Genomic DNA, 15,542 nt, shown 5'->3' with positions numbered 1-15,542 from the left:
GACGTCAAATCGGGAGGAAGCGATGACCAGGACACCGACCCACCTGCAGCCGCGGGCAGCGGCGACCGCGATCTCGCGCCGGACCGGCCTGCTGCTCGGCGCCGCTGCGCTGGCGACGCTCGCCGCCACCGCCGTCGGCGGCCGCCCGGCGCGCGCGTCCGACTTGGTGCTGCGCTACGGCCACATGAACTCGCCGACCTCGATCCACGGCCTGCAGGCACAGTGGCTGGCCGAGGCGATCGCCAAGAAGACCGGCGGCGCCATCGAGGTCGAGGTCTATCCCTCCTCCCAGCTCGGCAAGCTGCAGGAGCTGGCCGAGGCGGTCTCGACCGGCACGATCGCGCTCTCGCACAACACCGCCGGCGGCATCGGCGCGCTCTACGAGCCCTTCGCGGCGCTCGACACGCCCTACCTCTACCGGGACGTCGACCACCTGATGAAGGTGATGGACATCGACTCGCCGGTCATGAAGAAGCTCAACGAGGGGCTGATCGCCAAGGCCGGCGTGCGCGTGCTCTACGCCTACTACTTCGGCACCCGCAACCTGACGGCCAACGCCGCCTACCTGAAGCCGGCCGACCTCGCCGGCGTCAAGATCCGCGCGATTCCCTTCCCGATCTACACGACCGCGGTCGAGGGCCTGGGCGCCGTGCCGGTGCCGGTCGACTGGTCGGAGGTGCCGACGGCGCTGGCGACCGGCGTCGTCTCGGGCCAGGAGAACCCGGTCAACGTCGTGCTCGACAACAAGCTCTACGACGTCCAGTCGCACATGATGCTGACCGGCCACATCTCGAGCGGCGAGGTCGTCGTGATGAACGAGGAGGTCTGGGAGAGCCTGACCGACGCGCAGCGCCAGGCGCTGGCCGAGGCGGCCGCCGAGGTGCGCAAGCGCGCGACCGAGACGGTGCTGGCCAAGGAGGCCGACGACCTGGAGCAGCTGCGCCGGCACGGCATGACCATCGTCGGGCCGGAGCAGGGCCTCGACAAGGCGGCCTTCAAGGCCAGCGTCAAGGCGCTGGTCGCCAGGAACTTCGGCGAGAAGTACGGCGCGCTCTACAAGGAGATCGAGGCGATCCGGTAGGGAGCGGGGCGCCGCGGGCCGGGGATCCGTCGCATGACCGAGCAGGGCCTCTGCGGCCGTGTCGCGTCGCAGCTCGAGCGGATCTCCGTCCTCGGCCTCGGCCTCGCCGTCGCCTGCCTCGGCCTGATGACCGCGCTGGTCGTCCTGCAGGTCGTCGCGCGCAACTTCTTCGACCTGGGGCTGCCCTGGGCCGACGAGCTGGCGCGGCTCAGCGGCATCGCGCTGACCTTCCTGGCACTGCCCTACCTGCTGGCGCGCGGCAAGCACATCGCCGTCGAGTTCCTGGTCGGCCTGCTGGGCGGCCGCCGCCGCCGGCTGGTCCTGGCCGTCGCCGACCTGGCGGTCGCGCTGTTCTGCGCGCTGATGCTCTGGGGCTTCGTCAAGTTCCTGGGCCGGGCCGCGGCCTTCTCGACGCCGTCGCTCGGCCTGCCGAACCTGGTCTTCTACGCGCCGGCCTTCGCCGGCACGCTGCTGCTCGGCCTGGCCGCGCTGCTGCGCGGCCTCGGCCGGCTGGCCGGCGCGGCGCCGCGGGCGCTGGAGCCCCCGGAGCCGGAATCGCGGGCGCCGGAAGCGCGGGAGCCGGGCGCGCCATGACCCTGCTGCTGCTCGGCCTGTTCCTCGGCCTGCTGCTGGTCGGCGCGCCGATCGCCGTCGCCATGGGCCTGTCGGCGGCGGTCGTGATCCTGACCCATCACCTGCCGGTCGCGGTGCTGGCGCAGCGCAGCGTCAACGCCCTCGACTCCTCGCCGCTGCTCGCTGTGCCGCTGTTCATCTTCGCCGCCAACCTGCTGAACGCCGCCGGCGTCACCGGCCACCTGTTCCAGCTGATCCGCCTGCTGGTCGGCCGGATCCGCGGCGGCGTCGCCCAGGTCAGCGTGCTGGTCAACCTGGTCTTCTCGGGCATCTCGGGCGCCGCGCTCGCCGACATCGGCGCGCTCGGCTCGATCCAGATGCGCATGATGCGCGAGCAGGGCTACAGGGACGAGTTCGCCGCCGGCGTGACCATGGCGGCGGCGACCATCGGGCCGATCTTCCCGCCCTCGATCCCGATCATCATCTTCGCCGCCGCGGCCAACGTCTCGGCGGTCAAGCTGCTGCTCGCCGGCATCGTGCCGGCGCTGATCATCGCCGTCCTGCTGATGCTGCAGATCGCCGTCACGGCGCGCCTGAAGGGCCTGCCGCGCGACGCCGTCCGGCCCGACCTGAAGGAGATCGCGCGGACCTTCCTGGTCTCGCTGCCGGCGCTGCTGGCGCCGGTGCTGCTGATCGGCGGCCTGCTGAGCGGCTACTTCGGGCCGACCGAGGTCGCCGGCGTCACGGTCGCCTATGCCCTGGCCATCGGCAGCCTGGTCTATCGCCAGCTGACCTGGCGCAGCCTGCTGGCGGCGGCGCGCGAGACCGTGGAGGCGACGGCGAGCGTGCTGTTCATCGTCGCCGCCGCGGCGCTCTTCGCCTGGGTCCTGACCGTCGACCGGGTGCCGGCCAACGCCAGTGGCTTCCTGCTCGGCCTGTCGCGCGATCCGCTGGTGCTGCTGCTGATCCTCAACGGCCTGCTGCTGGTCGTCGGCATGGTGCTGGAGTCGCTCGCCGCGATCCTGATCATCGCGCCGATCGTGACGCCAGCCCTGGTCGCCGCCGGGGTCGATCCGATCCAGCTCGGCGTCGTCTTCGTGCTCAACCTGATGATCGGCCTGCTGACCCCGCCGGTCGGCATGAGCCTCTACATGGTCGCCATCGTCGCCAAGCTGCCGCTGCACCGCGTCGTGGTCGGCGTGCTGCCCTTCCTGATCCCGCTGCTGCTGTCGCTGCTGGTCGTCACGCTGGTCCCGGCCGTCGCCACCTGGCTGCCGAATCTCGTCATCAAGTGAGGAAGTATGAGCAGGTTTCTCGGTGAGATCCGCCAACTCGGCTTCGTCGTCCCGGACATCGAGGACGCGATGCGCCACTGGTCGGAGGTCATGGGCGTCGGCCCCTGGTTCTACAATCCGCGCGTGCCGATCGAGGACTACGCCTACGAAGGCCAGCGCTACGAGGTGCACAACTCGGTCGCCCTGGCCAACTCCGGCTTCGTCCAGGTCGAGCTGATCCAGACGCGCAACGACGCGCCCTCGATGTACCGCGACTTCCAGCGCGCCGGCCACGTCGGCCTGCAGCACGTCGCCTACTGGACCGAGGACTACGACCGCGACCTGGCCGCCATGGAGGCCGAGGGCTTCCGGGTCAAGATGAGCGGCAAGGTCGGCGAGCGTGGCCGCTTCGCCTATTTCGACAGGGAGATGCACCCGGGCACGGTGATCGAGCTCTCCGAGGTCGTCGGGCCGAAGGGCCGGCTGTTCCGGATGATCCGGGAGGCCTCCGAGGGCTGGGACGGCAGCAACGCGATCCGGCCCTTCCCGGACCTCGCGACGCTGTGACGGTGGCCGTCGCGATGATCCAGATCCGCAACTCCCTCTCCGCCCCCTTGGGGGGGGAGAGGGGCGGGGAGAGGGGGGGGGTAGGCGGTACGGCCGGGCTTCCGGCAGGGCGGATCAAGCGGCCTTCGGCCGCTCCCCACCTCTCCCTGCCCTCTCCCCCCCAAGGGGGCGGAGAGGGTTCTTCTCGAGGCGGCGAGGGCCGGCCATGACCCGCGAGGTGCTCCAGGCCGAGTACCTGATCGAGACGCCGCTCGATCCGGCCAGGGTCGCCGCGATCATCGCCGGCGAGCAGAGCAGCGGCACCTTCGTCAAGGTCGCCGGCGAGACCGACGAGCTGCGCGCCCGGGCGGCCGCCGAGGTCGTCGGCCTGGAAGAGCTGGAGCCGGCGCCGCGGCCCTCGCTCGCCAGCGCCTACCTGGAGCGGCGCGGCGAGACGGGCCCCTGGCGGCGGGCGCGGATCCGCGTCGCCTTTCCGCTCGACAACATCGGCGTCAACCTGCCGACCCTGGCGGCGACCGTCGCCGGCAACCTCTTCGACCTCGGCGAGCTGACCGGCCTCCGGCTGCTGCGGCTCGCGCTGCCGCCGGCCTATCGCCGGCACTATCCGTCACCGGCGCTCGGCGTCGCCGGGACCCGCGCGCGCCTCGGCGTCGAGGGGCGGCCGCTGTTCGGCACGATCATCAAGCCCAACGTCGGGCTGCGCAGCACCGAGCTGGCCGACCTGGTCGAGCAGCTCTGCGAGGCCGGCGTCGACTTCGTCAAGGACGACGAGGTCGCCGGCAACCCGGTGCACGCGCCGCTCGCCGAGCGGGTGCCGGCGGTGATGGCGCGGGTGCGCCGCTACCGCGACAGGACCGGCCGCGAGGTCATGGTCGCCTTCAACGTCTCCGACGAGCTCGACGCCATGCGCCGCCATGCCGAGCTGGTCGAGCGGGAAGGCGGCAGCTGCGTCATGGCCAGCCTCAACTGGTGCGGCCTCGCGGCCCTGCAGAGCCTGCGCGCCTCGACCGGCCTGGCGATCCACGGCCACCGCAACGGCATCGGCGCGCTGATGCGCCACCCGGCGCTCGGCATCGGCATCGAGGCCTACCAGACGCTCTACCGCCTGACCGGCCTCGACCACCTCCACGTCCACGGCATCGGCGGCAAGTTCGCCGACGACGGCGAGGAGGTCGCGGCAGCCGCGCGGCACTGCCTGTCCGGCCTGGCCCCCGGGCCCGCCGATGATCCCGGCGGCGGCGACCGCGTCCTGCCGGTCTTCTCCTCCGGCCAGTGGGCCGGCACGCTGGCGGCGACCCGCGACGCCCTCGCGCCGCTCGGCGGGGCGGGGGCCGCCGACTTCCTGCTGCTCGCCGGCGGCGGCATCCTGGCCCATCCCGGCGGCCCGGCGGCCGGCGTCGCCAGCCTGCGCCAGGCCTGGGCGGCGCTGTCGGCCGGCGAGACGCTGGAGGGCGCCGCGGCGCGGCGGCCGGAGCTGGCGGCGGCGCTGGCCTTCTTCGGACCGAAGGCCGGCTGAGATGCCGGGCCTCCGCCCCTACCTCTTCTGCGCGGACGACTTCACCGGCGCCAGCGACACCCTGGGAACGCTGGCGCGCGGCGGCCTCGCCGTGCGGCTCTATCTCGACGCCGCCGAAGCGCTGCGGGACAGCGCCCATCTGACGCTCGATGCGATCGGCATCGCGACGGCGACCCGGTCCCTGCCGCCGGAGGCGATCCAGGCCGAGCTCGCGCACCTGGCCGACGCCCTGGCGCGCATGCAGCCGCGCCTGCTGCACTACAAGGTCTGCTCGACCTTCGACAGCAGCCCGACGGTCGGCTCCATCGGCGCCGCGGCCCGGTCGCTCGGCGAGCGTCTCGGCCTGACGCGGCTGGCGGTCGTCGGCGGCCAGCCCAGCCTGGGGCGCTACTGCCACTACGGCAACCTTTTCGCCCGGGCCGCGGACGGCGCGGTCTACCGCATCGACCGCCACCCGGTGATGGGCCGCCATCCGGTCACGCCGATGGCCGAGGCCGACCTCAGGCTGCATCTGGCGGCCCAGGGGCTGCCGCAGCCGCAGCTGGTCGAGCGCGGCCTCTACCGGGCCGGCGCCGCAGCCCTGGCGGAGCGGCTCGAGGCCCTGTGGGGCGACGGCCGGCAGCCGGTGCTGTTCGACGTCGGCGAGCAGGACGACCTGGCGGCGGTCGGCGGGGCGCTGGCGGCGGTGGCCGAGCGGGCGCCTCTGCTCTGCGTCGGGCCGAGCAGCGTCGCCGAGGCGCTGCTGGCGGCGGGGGCCCTCCGGGCCTCGCGGCCGGCGTCGGGCGGCGGCGCCGCCGTGGTCGCGCGCGACGGCCGGCCCTGCTTCGTGCTGAGCGGCAGCCGCTCGGCGGTCACCGAGCGGCAGATCGAGGCCGCCGGCGGCTTCGCGCGGCTGCCGATCGAACCCGGCGAGCTGGTCCACGACACGCGGCGTCGCTGCGGCGAGATCGCCGCGCGCTGCGCCGAGCTGCTCGCCGAGGGGCGGTCGGTGCTGGCGCACCTGCTGCCGGGCGCCGAGCACGGCCTGTCGAACGTCAAGCTGGCGGCGGCCACGGCGACGATCGCCGCCGAGGTGGCGCGCTCCGGCCTGGCCGGCACGCTCGTGGTCGCCGGCGGCGACACCTCCAGCATGGCGGTGCGGGCGCTCGGCCTGACCAGCATCTCCTTCCAGGCCGATCTCGATCCCGGCGCGCCGCTCTGCCTCGCCCATGCCGCCGACCCCCAGCTCGACGGCCTGCCGCTGGTCCTGAAGGGCGGCCAGATGGGCCGCGAGGACCTGTTCCGGCGGCTCGGCCAGGGACGGATCTAGGGGCGGTGCCGCCAGGGGCTCCGAGGGCGGTTCCCGGATCCCCGAGGTCGACGGCCGGCCCTTCGAGGTGCCCTCCGCCGGAACCTCGCGGCGCCGCGTCGGCGACCGGAGTTCGCGCGAAGGGAGAGGCCCGGACCCGGTTCCTGCATGACGGAAATTTAATGTTGCCGATAGAAGCGGTATCGGAGTCTGCGACAATTTGTCTAGTAGATGTCTGATATTTGGGCACATTTTCGCCAGGGGTCGTAATTTCTCCAGCCGAAACGTAGCTTCGGCGGAGTGTTCGGGTCGCCCGAACATTAAAAATCCTTAATAACGACGGTCTCCATCTCTGCTTGTCGGCAATTTGAGCCCCTCCTAGGCTTTGCCGGCGCGGGCCGAGGACAGCCACGCGTCGAAAAAAAGACAATCCAATGCCGGGAGGAAGCGACCATGACGGACGGGCCCTTTTCCATGAAAATCAACCGGCGCAGCGTGCTCAAGGCCGCGGCGGCGGTGGGCGTCGCGCAGGTCGCCGCGCCCTTCGTGATCTCCGCGCGCGCCGCCGATAAGGTGAAGATCGGTCTCGACGATCCCTTCACCGGCACCTACGCCGAGCTCGGCAAGAACGAGAAGATCGGCTGCGAGCTGGCGGTCGAGGAGATCAACAAGAAGGGCGGCATCCTGGGCCGCGAGGTCGAGCTGCTGTCGGAGGATTCGACCAGCACGAACACCGGCACGGCGGTGCAGAAGGCGCACAAGCTGATCGACCGCGACAAGGTCGACTTCCTGCTCGGCAACGTGAACTCGGCGATGGCGCTGGCGACCGGCGAGGTCTCGGCTCAGGCCAAGGTGCTGCACATCGTGACCGGCGGCCACACCGACGCCGTGACCGGCACGGACTGCCACTGGAACGTCTTCCGCGTCTGCAACACGACGCGCATGGAGACCAACTCGGTCTCGCAGATCCTGTTCAACGAGTTCGGCAAGAAGTGGTACTTCATCACGCCGGACTACGCCTTCGGCCACACCCTGCAGCAGGGCTTCGAGGCCAGCCTGAAGAAGTTCGGCGGCACCGAGGCCGGCGCCTCGCTGACCCCGCTCGGCACCACCGACTTCTCGTCCTACCTGATCAAGGCGCAGGCCGCGAACCCGGACGTCATCATCTTCCTGACCGCCGGCCAGGACGCGGTGAACTCGCTGAAGCAGGCCGTGCAGTTCGGTCTCGACAAGAAGTTCCACATCGCCGGCGCGCAGCAGGAGCTCGAGGTGCTCGAGGGCCTGCCGGAGAACGCGCGCATCGGCACCTGGGTCTTCGAGTGGTACTGGAACCAGCCGAACGTGCCGCACGTGAAGGAGTTCGTCGCGGCGATCCGCAAGAAGAACAACGGCAAGGTGCCGACGGCGCGCCACTGGTTCGGCTACGTCTCGACCTGGACCTGCGCCCTGATCGCCAACCAGGAGAAGACCCTGGACGCGGTCAAGCTGGCCAAGGCGCTGGAAGGCTTCACGCTGCCGCCGGAGATCGCGCTGATGCCCGACAAGGTCGCCTACCGCGCCGGCGACCACCAGCTGATGCCCGACCTCTACGTCGGCCACGCGGTCTCGAAGGGTGCCGTGCCCGAGGACCTGTTCCACGTCGACAAGATCGTCAAGGGCACCGACGCCGCGCTGCCGGTCTCCGAGACCGGCTGCAAGGTCACCTGGCCCGCCTGAGCGGAGCAGGGCAGCGGGCGCCGTCCGACCGGGCGGCGCCCGGCCCGGCTCCCGGGACGGGCTGAGGCGAGTCTGACGATCGTGGGTCGGGCATGACACAACTGATTCTGTTCAACGTCTTCAACGGGCTGATCATCGGTGCCTTCTACGCGCTGATGGCCCTCGGCCTGTCGATGATCCTCAACCTGTCGGGCGTGATCAACTTCGCCCACGGCGGGTTCCTCGCGATCGGCGCCTATCTCGCCTACAGCCTGACGCCCTACATCGGCTTCTGGGGCGCGCTGGCGGTCGCGCCGATCCTGACCGCGATCATCGGCCTGCTGGTCGAGCGGGTGCTGATCCGGCGGCTCTACGGCCGCGACCCGCTCTACAGCCTGCTGCTGACCTTCGGCCTCGCCTTCATGATCGAGGACGGCACCCGCTACCTCTGGGGACCGGAGACCCTGCCGTTCACCATCCCCGACTGGCTGGCCAGCCCGCTGAGCAGCGACTTCTTCTTCCTGACCGGCTACCGGGTCTTCATGGTCGTGCTGGTCCTGGTCACGGTCGGCGCGCTGTTCCTGGTGCTCAACCGCACGCGCCTCGGCATCCGCATCCGCGCCGGCAGTGACGACCTCGAGACCGTCTCGGTGCTCGGCGTCAACGTGCGCATCCTGCGCAACCTCAACTTCGGTCTGGGCATCTACCTCGCCGGCCTCGCCGGCGTGCTGGCCGCGGGCATGCTCGGCCTGCAGCCGACGATCGGCAACGAGCTGATCATGCCGAGCTTCGTCGCGATCATCGTCGGCGGCCTGGGCAGCCTGCCGGGCACGCTGCTCGGCGGCCTGCTGATCGGCGTCGCCTCGGGCGTCACCGCGGTGTTCTTCCCCTCAGCCTCGGAGGCCGTGATCTACGTCATGATGGGACTGGTGCTGCTGATCCGGCCGCGCGGTCTGCTCGGTGAAGAGGGACGCGTGCTGTGAACTCCACGCTCAACAGGCAGATCGCCAACGCCCTCATCTGGGCGCTGCTGCTGACCATGCCCTACTGGATCGGCTTCGTCGGCGGCTACACCTCGCTGGCCAGCCGCGTCGTCGTGCTGGCCCTGGCCGCCATGTCGTTGAATTTCCTGCTCGGCTTCACCGGCGTGCTGTCGTTCGGCCATGCCGCCTACTTCGGCATCGGCGCCTACGGCGTCGGCATGACCATCAAGTACCTGGCGCCGAGCACGCCCCTCGGCATCCTGGTCGGCATGGGCGTGGCGGCCGCCGCCGCGGCGATCATCGGCACCCTCATCGTGCGGCTGCGCAGCGTCTACTTCGCCATGGTCACGATCGCCTTCGGCCAGGTCTTCTACTTCATCGCCTACCGCTGGAACGCGGTGACCGGCGGCGACGACGGCCTGTCCGGCTGGCGCACGCTGCCGCTCGACTTCGGCATCGGCAAGCTCGACATCGCCGGCCAGCCGCTGACCTTCTACTACTTCGTGCTGGCGCTCTTCGCCGTCGCCGTCGGCATCATGGCGCTGCTGCTGCGCTCGCCCTTCGGGCGCACGCTGCTGGCAATCCGCGAGAACGAGCGGCGGGCGCGCTTCCTGGGCATCCCGGTCGAGCAGCACATCTGGATGTCCTGGCTGATCTCCTGCGTCTTCGTCAGCCTGGCCGGCACGCTCTACGCGCTGCTCAACAACTTCGCCGACCCCCACGACCTGCGCTGGGACCAGTCGGGCGACTTCGTGATCATGGCGGTGCTCGGGGGCATGCGCTCCTTCTGGGGGCCGCTGATCGGTGCCGCGATCTTCGTCGTGCTGCAGGACTACATCTCCAGCCAGACCGAGAACTGGATGTCCTTCATCGGCCTGTTCTTCGTGCTGATCGTGCTGTTCTTCCCGCGCGGCGTGGTCGGCCTCCTCCGGCGCAAGGCCGCGTCATGAGCCTCCTCAAGGTCGAGCAGGTCTCGCGCCGCTTCGGCAGCCTGGTCGCGGTCGACCAGGTGTCGATGACCGTCGAGCCGGGCGAGTTCCGGGCCGTGATCGGCCCGAACGGCGCCGGCAAGACGACCTTCTTCAACCTGATCAGCGGCTTCCTGCTGCCGACCTCGGGACGCATCCTGTTCGACGATCAGGACGTCACGGCGGTCAAGCCGGCCAACCGGGTCAAGCTCGGCATGGCGCGCACCTTCCAGGTCACCGAGATCTTTCCCGAGCTCTCGGTGCGCGAGAACCTGCGCATCCCGGTCGAGGTCGCCGCGGGGCACCGGCTCAAGCCCTGGCAGTCGCGCGCCGACGCGCGCGCCATGGACGAGCGGGTCGACGAGCTGCTGCAGCGCAGTGGCCTGACCGGCAAGGCCGGGCGCCTGGCCGGCGAGCTGTCGCACGGCGACCAGCGCGCGACCGAGATCATGATGGCGATCGCGCTCAATCCGCGGCTGCTGCTGCTCGACGAGCCGACCGCCGGCATGGGCGACCAGGAGACCTACGACGTGACGCAGCTGATCCGCAAGCTGCACCGGGAGCAGAAGCTGACGGTCGTGCTGATCGAGCACGACATGCGCGTCGTCTTCCACCTGGCCGACCGCGTCATGGTGCTCGCCGAGGGCCAGCTGCTGGCCGAGGGCACGCCCGACGAGATCGCCGCCGACGACGCGGTGCAGGAGGCCTACCTGGGGGCGGAGGCGGAGACGGCATGAGCATGCTCGAGGCCGAGGGCCTCCATACCTTCTACGGCAAGAGCCACATCCTGCACGGCGTCGGGCTGGAGGTGCGCGAGGGCGAGGTCGTGACGCTGCTCGGCCGCAACGGCGCCGGCAAGACCACGACCCTGCGCTCGATCGCCGGGCTGACCCACGCGCGCGAGGGCGTGGTGCGCCTGTTCGGCAAGGTGACGACGGACTGGCCGCCGTTCCGCATCGCCGGCCTCGGGCTCGGCTACGTGCCCGAGGGCCGGCGCATCTTCTCGACCCTGACGGTCGACGAGAACCTGCGCGTGCCGGCCGAGCGGCCGGGGCCCTGGTCGATCCCGCGCATCTACCAGCTGTTCCCGCGGCTCGCGGAGCGCAAGACCAACAAGGGCCGCCAGCTCTCGGGCGGCGAGCAGGAGATGCTGGCGATCGCCCGCGCGCTGCTGCTCAACCCGAAGCTGCTGGTGCTCGACGAGCCGTCCCAGGGCCTGGCGCCGCTGATCGTCCAGGAGGTCTTCAAGGTCGTCACCACGGCGCGCGACGAGGGCATCTCGGTGCTGCTGGTCGAGCAGAACGTCCGGGCTGCCGTCGCGGTCGCCGACCGCGCCTACGTGCTCGACGACGGCCACATCGTCTACGAGGGCTCGGCTGCCGAGTTCGCCAAGGACGAGGAACGGGTGCGGGCGCTCGCCGGCGCCAGCGCCGAGGAGTGGGAGCCGGCCGGCGAGGGCTGAACGGCGCCGGTCAGGCGCCGCGGTAGGCTTTGCGCAGGGCCGGCAGGTCGAGCTTCTGCATGGTCATCATCGCCTTCATGGCCCGCTCGGCCGCCGGAACGTCGCCGCTGTGGTACATGTCGAGCAGCTCGAGCGGCGCGATCTGCCAGGAGAGGCCGAAGCGGTCCTTGAGCCAGCCGCAGTCGCCGGCCTTGCCGCCGCCGCCGGGGCCGAGGCGCTCCCAGTAGTAGTCGACCTCCTGCTCGCTCTCGCAGCCGACCATCAGCGAGACCGCCTCGGTGAAGTGGAACTGCGGGCCGCCGTTGAGCGCCGAGAAGCTCTGGCCGGCGAGGCGGAAGGAGACCAGCAGCACCTTGCCGTCCGGCTGACCGTGGTCGCCGACGCCGTCCTTGCCCCAGCGCATGATCCTCTCGATCGCGGAATCCTCGAAGACCGAGACGTAGAACCTGGCGGCCTCTTCGGCCTCGCCGTCGAACCAGAGGCAGGGCGAGATCTTCTGGAGCTGGGGCATCGGGCGGCTTCCTTTCAGCGGTGCGGTCAGGCGGCGGCGCGGTCGGCCGGGAAGGGCTCGCGCCAGGCCGGCAGCTCCTGGAGCTGGCCGTGCCAGCGCCGGATCTCGTCGAAGTCGTCGAGCGGCAGCCTGGCGGCGCGGTATGGCAGGGCGATGGCGGCCGCGAAGTCGGCGATGGTCATGGCGTCGCCGAGCAGCCAATGGCGGCCGCGCAGATGGTCGTCGAGCACCTTGCCGAAGCGGCGCAGGAAGCCGGTCGCCTCTTCGGTCGCGGCGGCGTTCTCCGCGCCGATGCCGAACATCGGCTTGATGATCCGCTCGAAGTAGAGCGTGCCGGCATGGCGCGTGAAGTGGACGTCGTTCCAGGCGAGCCAGCGCAGAACCTCGATCTGGCGCTCGCCGTCGGCGGGCCAGAGCTCGGAGCCGGCTTGGCGGGCGAGGTGGGCCATGATGGCGTTGCTCTCCCAGAGCGTCCGGCCGTCACCGAGCTCCAGCACCGGGACCTTGCCGTTGGGGTTCAGGGCGAGGAATGCCGGCGTGCGGTTCTCGCCCTTGCCGAGGTCGACCCGGACGTAGTCGAGCGGCACCTGCAGTTGCTTGGCGACGGCGCAGGCCTTCCGGGGGTTCAGCGTCTCGGCGTAGTAGAGCTTCATCTTGTCCGCCTCTCGTCTGTCGTCGCGGCAGAGAGTTGATATCAACTTATTAGCCTTGTCAAGAGCAGGCCCGCACCAGGAGATTCGACTCACCGCCTCTCGCCGGGAAGCGTATAAATCCGCTCTTCCAGGCCTGTCGCCTTTGGCGAGAAGGAGTGGAATGCCTCGGGCATCGCGTCACGACGCATGGCAGGCCGGCGACAGCTATGACGCCTACATGGGGCGGTGGAGCCGGCAGATCGCCCTGCGCTTCGTCGACTGGCTTCATGCCGCGGACCGGCTGGAGTGGCTGGAGGTCGGCTGCGGCACGGGTGCGCTCTCCGCAGCCATCCTGGCGCGCTGCGATCCGAAGAGCGTGGTCTCCATCGACCCGTCTGGGGGCTTTCTCGCAAAGGCCCGCGCGAACGTGCGTGACGCGCGCGTCGAGTTTCGGCCTGGCAGCGCCGAGGCGCTGGATATCGAAACGGCCAGCAAGGACCTCGTCGTGTCCGGGCTGGTCCTCAATTTCGTACCCGACAGGGACAGGGCGCTGGCCGAGATGAAGCGGGTGGCGCGCCCCGGCGGGACCGTCGCGTTCTACGTATGGGACTATCCCGGTCGCGGCGTCGAGTTCATGCGCGCATTCTGGACAGCCGCGACGGCGCTCGATCCGAACGCTGCCGATCTCACGGAAGACAGGCGGTTTCCCTTCTGCACGCCCGACGGGCTGACCGCTCTGGCCCGGGAGGCCGGGCTGGTCTCGGTGGCCTGCGAGCGGATCGAGGCGCCGACGGTGTTCAAGGACTTCGAGGACTATTGGCACCCCTTCACGCTGGGCACCGGCCCGGCGCCGGGCTACTGCATGAGTCTCGACCCGGCGGTCCGGCAGCGATTGAAGGAGCGGCTGGACGACAGCCTCCCGCGCAACGAGGACGGGTCGATCCACCTCAAGGCGAGGGCGTGGGCCGTCAAGGGGGGCGTCGCCTGACCGGGTGACGCGGATGCCACGGGCACCGGGACGAAGCCGGCACAGGGTCGTGGCCGGCCCGGCCTACTCCGCGGGCAGCAGGATCGGCCCCTTGGGCTGCCAGGACAGCCAGACCGGGGCGCCGGACTGCAGCCAGCCCTCGGTCTCGCGGTCGACGTTCTGGGCGGCGACGGCGAGCGGCCTCTGCACGCCGGGCAGGGTGACGTAGTAGTGGCTGCGGTCGCCGAGGTAGCTGGCGGCGGCGATCTTGCCCTCGATGGCGCCCACGTAGTTGTCGAGGGGCGCGCGCTCGGCGGAGTCGGTGATCGCCAGCTTCTCCGGCCGGATCGCCAGCAGGATCGGCGCGCCCTCGCCGAACTCGCCGGCGACGGCCTCGGCCCTGATCGTGCCCAGGCCTTCGGCCTCGACCACGGCGTGGCCGTTCTCGCGGCCGCGCACCTTGCCCTTGAGGAAGTTCATCGAGCCGATGAAGGCGGCGACCTGGGCGCAGCTCGGCCGCTCGTAGAGGGAGTGCGGGTCGTCGACCTGCAGGACGTTGCCGGCCGACATCACGGCGATGCGGTCCGACATGGTCAGCGCCTCCTCCTGGTCGTGGGTCACGAACACGAAGGTGATGCCGAGGCTCTCCTGCAGCTGGCGCAGCTCGAGCTGCATCTCCTCGCGCAGCTTCTTGTCGAGCGCGCCGAGCGGCTCGTCGAGCAGCAGCACCTTGGGGCGGCGGATCAGGGCGCGGGCCAGGGCGACCCTCTGGCGCTGGCCGCCGGAGAGCTGGTCGGCGCGGCGGCTCGCGTAGCCGGAGAGCTTGATCATCTCCAGGGCCTCGTCGACCCGCTTCTTCAGCTCGAGCTTCGGCAGGCGCTCCTTGCGCAGGCCGTAGGCGATGTTCTGGCCGACGTTGAGGTGCGGGAAGATCGCGTAGCTCTGGAACACCATGTTGGTCGGCCGGCGGTGCGCCGCGACCGCGGCCATCGGCTGGCCGTCGATCAGGATCTCACCCTCGGTCGGGCTCTCGAAGCCGGCCAGCATGCGCAGCAGCGTGGTCTTGCCGCAGCCCGAGGCGCCGAGCAGCGAGAAGAACTCGCCGCGGGCGATCTGCAGGTCGACCGCGTCGACCGCGGTCACGCTGCCGAAGCGCTTGGTGACCTTCTGGATGTCGATGAAGCGGGCGGGGTCGGACATCGTGTTGCTAGCTCCAGACACCGGGGCCGGCGCTGACCTGGCCGCGCCGGCGGAACCATTCGGAGAAGACGACGAGGCAGGCCGAGAAGACCAGGATGCAGGCGCCGAGCGCCAGCACGGTCGGCAGGCGCTGCGGGAAGCGCAGCTGGCTCCAGATGAACACCGGCAGGGTGGTGTCGGTCGCCGAGAGGAAGAAGGCGATGATGAACTCGTCGAAGGAGATCGTGAAGGTCAGCAGCAGGCTGGCGACGACCCCCGGCAGGATCAGCGGCAGGGTGACCCGGAAGAAGGTCGCGACCGGGCCCTCGCCGAGGTCGAGCGAGGCCTCCTCGAGATTGCGGTCGAAGCCCTCCATGCGGCTCATCAGCACCGCGACCGCGAAGGGCAGGCAGATCATCGTGTGGCCGATGATCACCGAGTGCAGCCCGAGGCCGATGCCGACCTGGTTCAGCAGGATCAGCAGCGAGACGCCGACGATGATGTCGGGCATGACCATCGGCAGCATCACGACCCCGAGCGACAGGCGCTGGCCGCGATAGCGGTAGCGGGTGAAGGCCTTGGCCGCGAAGATCGCCAGGGTCGTCGAGATCAGGGCCGCCGCGACCGCGACCTCGAGGGAGTTGCCGAGCGCCTCGTGCAGCCGGTCGTTGACCAGCAGCGTGCCGTACCACTTCAGGGTCCAGCCCTGGATCGGGAAGGCGACGTAGATGCCGGAGTTGAAGCTGAACAGCGGCAGGAACAGCACCGGGATGTAGAGGAAGGCCAGGTAGAGGAAGGCGTAGCCGGCCCGGAAGCCGCGGCCCTGACGTGCGATGGTGCTCATGG

Annotated in this window: 16 protein-coding genes; 12 read left to right on the top strand and 4 right to left on the bottom strand. The window is 70.5% G+C overall.

The genetic code is table 11. The features are described 5' to 3' along the window. Positions 1 to 22: 22 nt before the first annotated feature. From B9O00_RS09390 to B9O00_RS09340, 11 genes are all read left to right on the top strand, one after another. Positions 23 to 1,081 carry a TRAP transporter substrate-binding protein gene (locus tag B9O00_RS09390; protein WP_085122233.1) on the top strand — a complete coding sequence of 353 codons (1,059 nt, stop codon included), beginning with the start codon at positions 23 to 25 and terminating at the stop codon, positions 1,079 to 1,081. Between the two features lie 33 nt (positions 1,082 to 1,114). Continuing rightward, the gene (locus tag B9O00_RS09385; RefSeq protein WP_085122231.1) at positions 1,115 to 1,675 is read left to right on the top strand and encodes a TRAP transporter small permease; all 561 of its coding nucleotides are present in this window, start codon (positions 1,115 to 1,117) and stop codon (positions 1,673 to 1,675) included. Beyond that, positions 1,672 to 2,949, top strand: coding sequence for a TRAP transporter large permease (locus B9O00_RS09380; protein WP_085122229.1), 1,278 nt, complete (start codon positions 1,672 to 1,674; stop codon positions 2,947 to 2,949). Before B9O00_RS09385 ends, B9O00_RS09380 begins: the two co-directional genes overlap by 4 nt. Positions 2,950 to 2,955: 6 nt before the next feature. Continuing rightward, positions 2,956 to 3,495, top strand: a complete 540-nt coding sequence (locus B9O00_RS09375; protein WP_085122227.1) for a VOC family protein — start codon at positions 2,956 to 2,958, stop codon at positions 3,493 to 3,495. A gap of 205 nt (positions 3,496 to 3,700) precedes the next feature. Then, a complete protein-coding gene (locus B9O00_RS09370) occupies positions 3,701 to 5,011 on the top strand; it encodes a RuBisCO large subunit C-terminal-like domain-containing protein (protein ID WP_085122225.1) in 1,311 nt (436 codons plus the stop codon). Between the two features lies 1 nt (position 5,012). Next, on the top strand, positions 5,013 to 6,320 hold the full coding sequence (locus B9O00_RS09365; RefSeq protein WP_085122223.1) for a four-carbon acid sugar kinase family protein: 1,308 nt from the start codon (positions 5,013 to 5,015) through the stop codon (positions 6,318 to 6,320). Between the two features lie 432 nt (positions 6,321 to 6,752). After that, a complete protein-coding gene (locus tag B9O00_RS09360; protein ID WP_085122221.1) occupies positions 6,753 to 8,015 on the top strand; it encodes an ABC transporter substrate-binding protein in 1,263 nt (420 codons plus the stop codon). Positions 8,016 to 8,107: 92 nt separating this feature from the next. Continuing rightward, positions 8,108 to 8,977 (top strand): branched-chain amino acid ABC transporter permease, encoded by an 870-nt coding sequence (locus tag B9O00_RS09355; protein ID WP_085122219.1) that lies wholly within the window; start codon positions 8,108 to 8,110, stop codon positions 8,975 to 8,977. Beyond that, on the top strand, positions 8,974 to 9,927 hold the full coding sequence (locus tag B9O00_RS09350) for a branched-chain amino acid ABC transporter permease (RefSeq protein WP_218822829.1): 954 nt from the start codon (positions 8,974 to 8,976) through the stop codon (positions 9,925 to 9,927). The genes B9O00_RS09355 and B9O00_RS09350 overlap by 4 nt, the downstream gene beginning before the upstream one ends. After that, a complete protein-coding gene (locus B9O00_RS09345; RefSeq protein ID WP_085122217.1) occupies positions 9,924 to 10,682 on the top strand; it encodes an ABC transporter ATP-binding protein in 759 nt (252 codons plus the stop codon). The genes B9O00_RS09350 and B9O00_RS09345 overlap by 4 nt, the downstream gene beginning before the upstream one ends. Next, positions 10,679 to 11,407, top strand: a complete 729-nt coding sequence (locus B9O00_RS09340) for an ABC transporter ATP-binding protein (protein WP_085122215.1) — start codon at positions 10,679 to 10,681, stop codon at positions 11,405 to 11,407. The genes B9O00_RS09345 and B9O00_RS09340 overlap by 4 nt, the downstream gene beginning before the upstream one ends. A gap of 10 nt (positions 11,408 to 11,417) precedes the next feature. Here B9O00_RS09340 and B9O00_RS09335 read toward each other — a convergent pair whose 3' ends face one another. Next, positions 11,418 to 11,918, bottom strand: a complete 501-nt coding sequence (locus B9O00_RS09335) for a VOC family protein (protein ID WP_085122213.1) — start codon at positions 11,916 to 11,918, stop codon at positions 11,418 to 11,420. A 26-nt stretch (positions 11,919 to 11,944) separates the two neighbouring features. Beyond that, entirely contained in the window at positions 11,945 to 12,571 is a 627-nt protein-coding gene (locus tag B9O00_RS09330; RefSeq protein WP_085122211.1) for a glutathione S-transferase family protein, read from the bottom strand. Between the two features lie 160 nt (positions 12,572 to 12,731). On the opposite strand from B9O00_RS09330, the gene B9O00_RS09325 reads away from it, so the two are divergent. Next, complete coding sequence (locus tag B9O00_RS09325) at positions 12,732 to 13,538, top strand: class I SAM-dependent methyltransferase (RefSeq protein ID WP_085122210.1); 807 nt, start codon at positions 12,732 to 12,734, stop codon at positions 13,536 to 13,538. A 63-nt stretch (positions 13,539 to 13,601) separates the two neighbouring features. Here the strand turns inward: B9O00_RS09325 and B9O00_RS09320 are convergent, their stop codons facing one another. Then, positions 13,602 to 14,717 (bottom strand): ABC transporter ATP-binding protein, encoded by a 1,116-nt coding sequence (locus B9O00_RS09320; RefSeq protein WP_085122208.1) that lies wholly within the window; start codon positions 14,715 to 14,717, stop codon positions 13,602 to 13,604. Positions 14,718 to 14,724: 7 nt separating this feature from the next. Further along, the gene (locus B9O00_RS09315) at positions 14,725 to 15,540 is read right to left on the bottom strand and encodes an ABC transporter permease (RefSeq protein ID WP_085122207.1); all 816 of its coding nucleotides are present in this window, start codon (positions 15,538 to 15,540) and stop codon (positions 14,725 to 14,727) included. Positions 15,541 to 15,542 lie beyond the last annotated feature (2 nt).

This window comes from Tistlia consotensis USBA 355 (assembly GCF_900177295.1).
Classification (GTDB): Bacteria; Pseudomonadota; Alphaproteobacteria; order Kiloniellales; family DSM-21159; genus Tistlia; species Tistlia consotensis.
The sequence above is the reverse complement of the archived record's forward strand: the minus strand, read 5'-3'. Positions and strand labels throughout refer to the sequence as shown.

Excerpts from the sequence above, each read along its gene's own strand:
- B9O00_RS09390 (WP_085122233.1), top strand. The coding sequence starts at position 23 with ATGACCAGGACACCGACCCACCTGCAGCCGCGGGCAGCGGCGACCGCG.
- B9O00_RS09385 (WP_085122231.1), top strand. The coding sequence starts at position 1,115 with ATGACCGAGCAGGGCCTCTGCGGCCGTGTCGCGTCGCAGCTCGAGCGG.
- B9O00_RS09380 (WP_085122229.1), top strand. The coding sequence starts at position 1,672 with ATGACCCTGCTGCTGCTCGGCCTGTTCCTCGGCCTGCTGCTGGTCGGC.
- B9O00_RS09375 (WP_085122227.1), top strand. The coding sequence starts at position 2,956 with ATGAGCAGGTTTCTCGGTGAGATCCGCCAACTCGGCTTCGTCGTCCCG.
- B9O00_RS09370 (WP_085122225.1), top strand. The coding sequence starts at position 3,701 with ATGACCCGCGAGGTGCTCCAGGCCGAGTACCTGATCGAGACGCCGCTC.
- B9O00_RS09365 (WP_085122223.1), top strand. The coding sequence starts at position 5,013 with ATGCCGGGCCTCCGCCCCTACCTCTTCTGCGCGGACGACTTCACCGGC.
- B9O00_RS09360 (WP_085122221.1), top strand. The coding sequence starts at position 6,753 with ATGACGGACGGGCCCTTTTCCATGAAAATCAACCGGCGCAGCGTGCTC.
- B9O00_RS09355 (WP_085122219.1), top strand. The coding sequence starts at position 8,108 with ATGACACAACTGATTCTGTTCAACGTCTTCAACGGGCTGATCATCGGT.
- B9O00_RS09345 (WP_085122217.1), top strand. The coding sequence starts at position 9,924 with ATGAGCCTCCTCAAGGTCGAGCAGGTCTCGCGCCGCTTCGGCAGCCTG.
- B9O00_RS09340 (WP_085122215.1), top strand. The coding sequence starts at position 10,679 with ATGAGCATGCTCGAGGCCGAGGGCCTCCATACCTTCTACGGCAAGAGC.
- B9O00_RS09335 (WP_085122213.1), bottom strand. The coding sequence starts at position 11,918 with ATGCCCCAGCTCCAGAAGATCTCGCCCTGCCTCTGGTTCGACGGCGAG.
- B9O00_RS09330 (WP_085122211.1), bottom strand. The coding sequence starts at position 12,571 with ATGAAGCTCTACTACGCCGAGACGCTGAACCCCCGGAAGGCCTGCGCC.
- B9O00_RS09325 (WP_085122210.1), top strand. The coding sequence starts at position 12,732 with ATGCCTCGGGCATCGCGTCACGACGCATGGCAGGCCGGCGACAGCTAT.
- B9O00_RS09320 (WP_085122208.1), bottom strand. The coding sequence starts at position 14,717 with ATGTCCGACCCCGCCCGCTTCATCGACATCCAGAAGGTCACCAAGCGC.
- B9O00_RS09315 (WP_085122207.1), bottom strand. The coding sequence starts at position 15,540 with ATGAGCACCATCGCACGTCAGGGCCGCGGCTTCCGGGCCGGCTACGCC.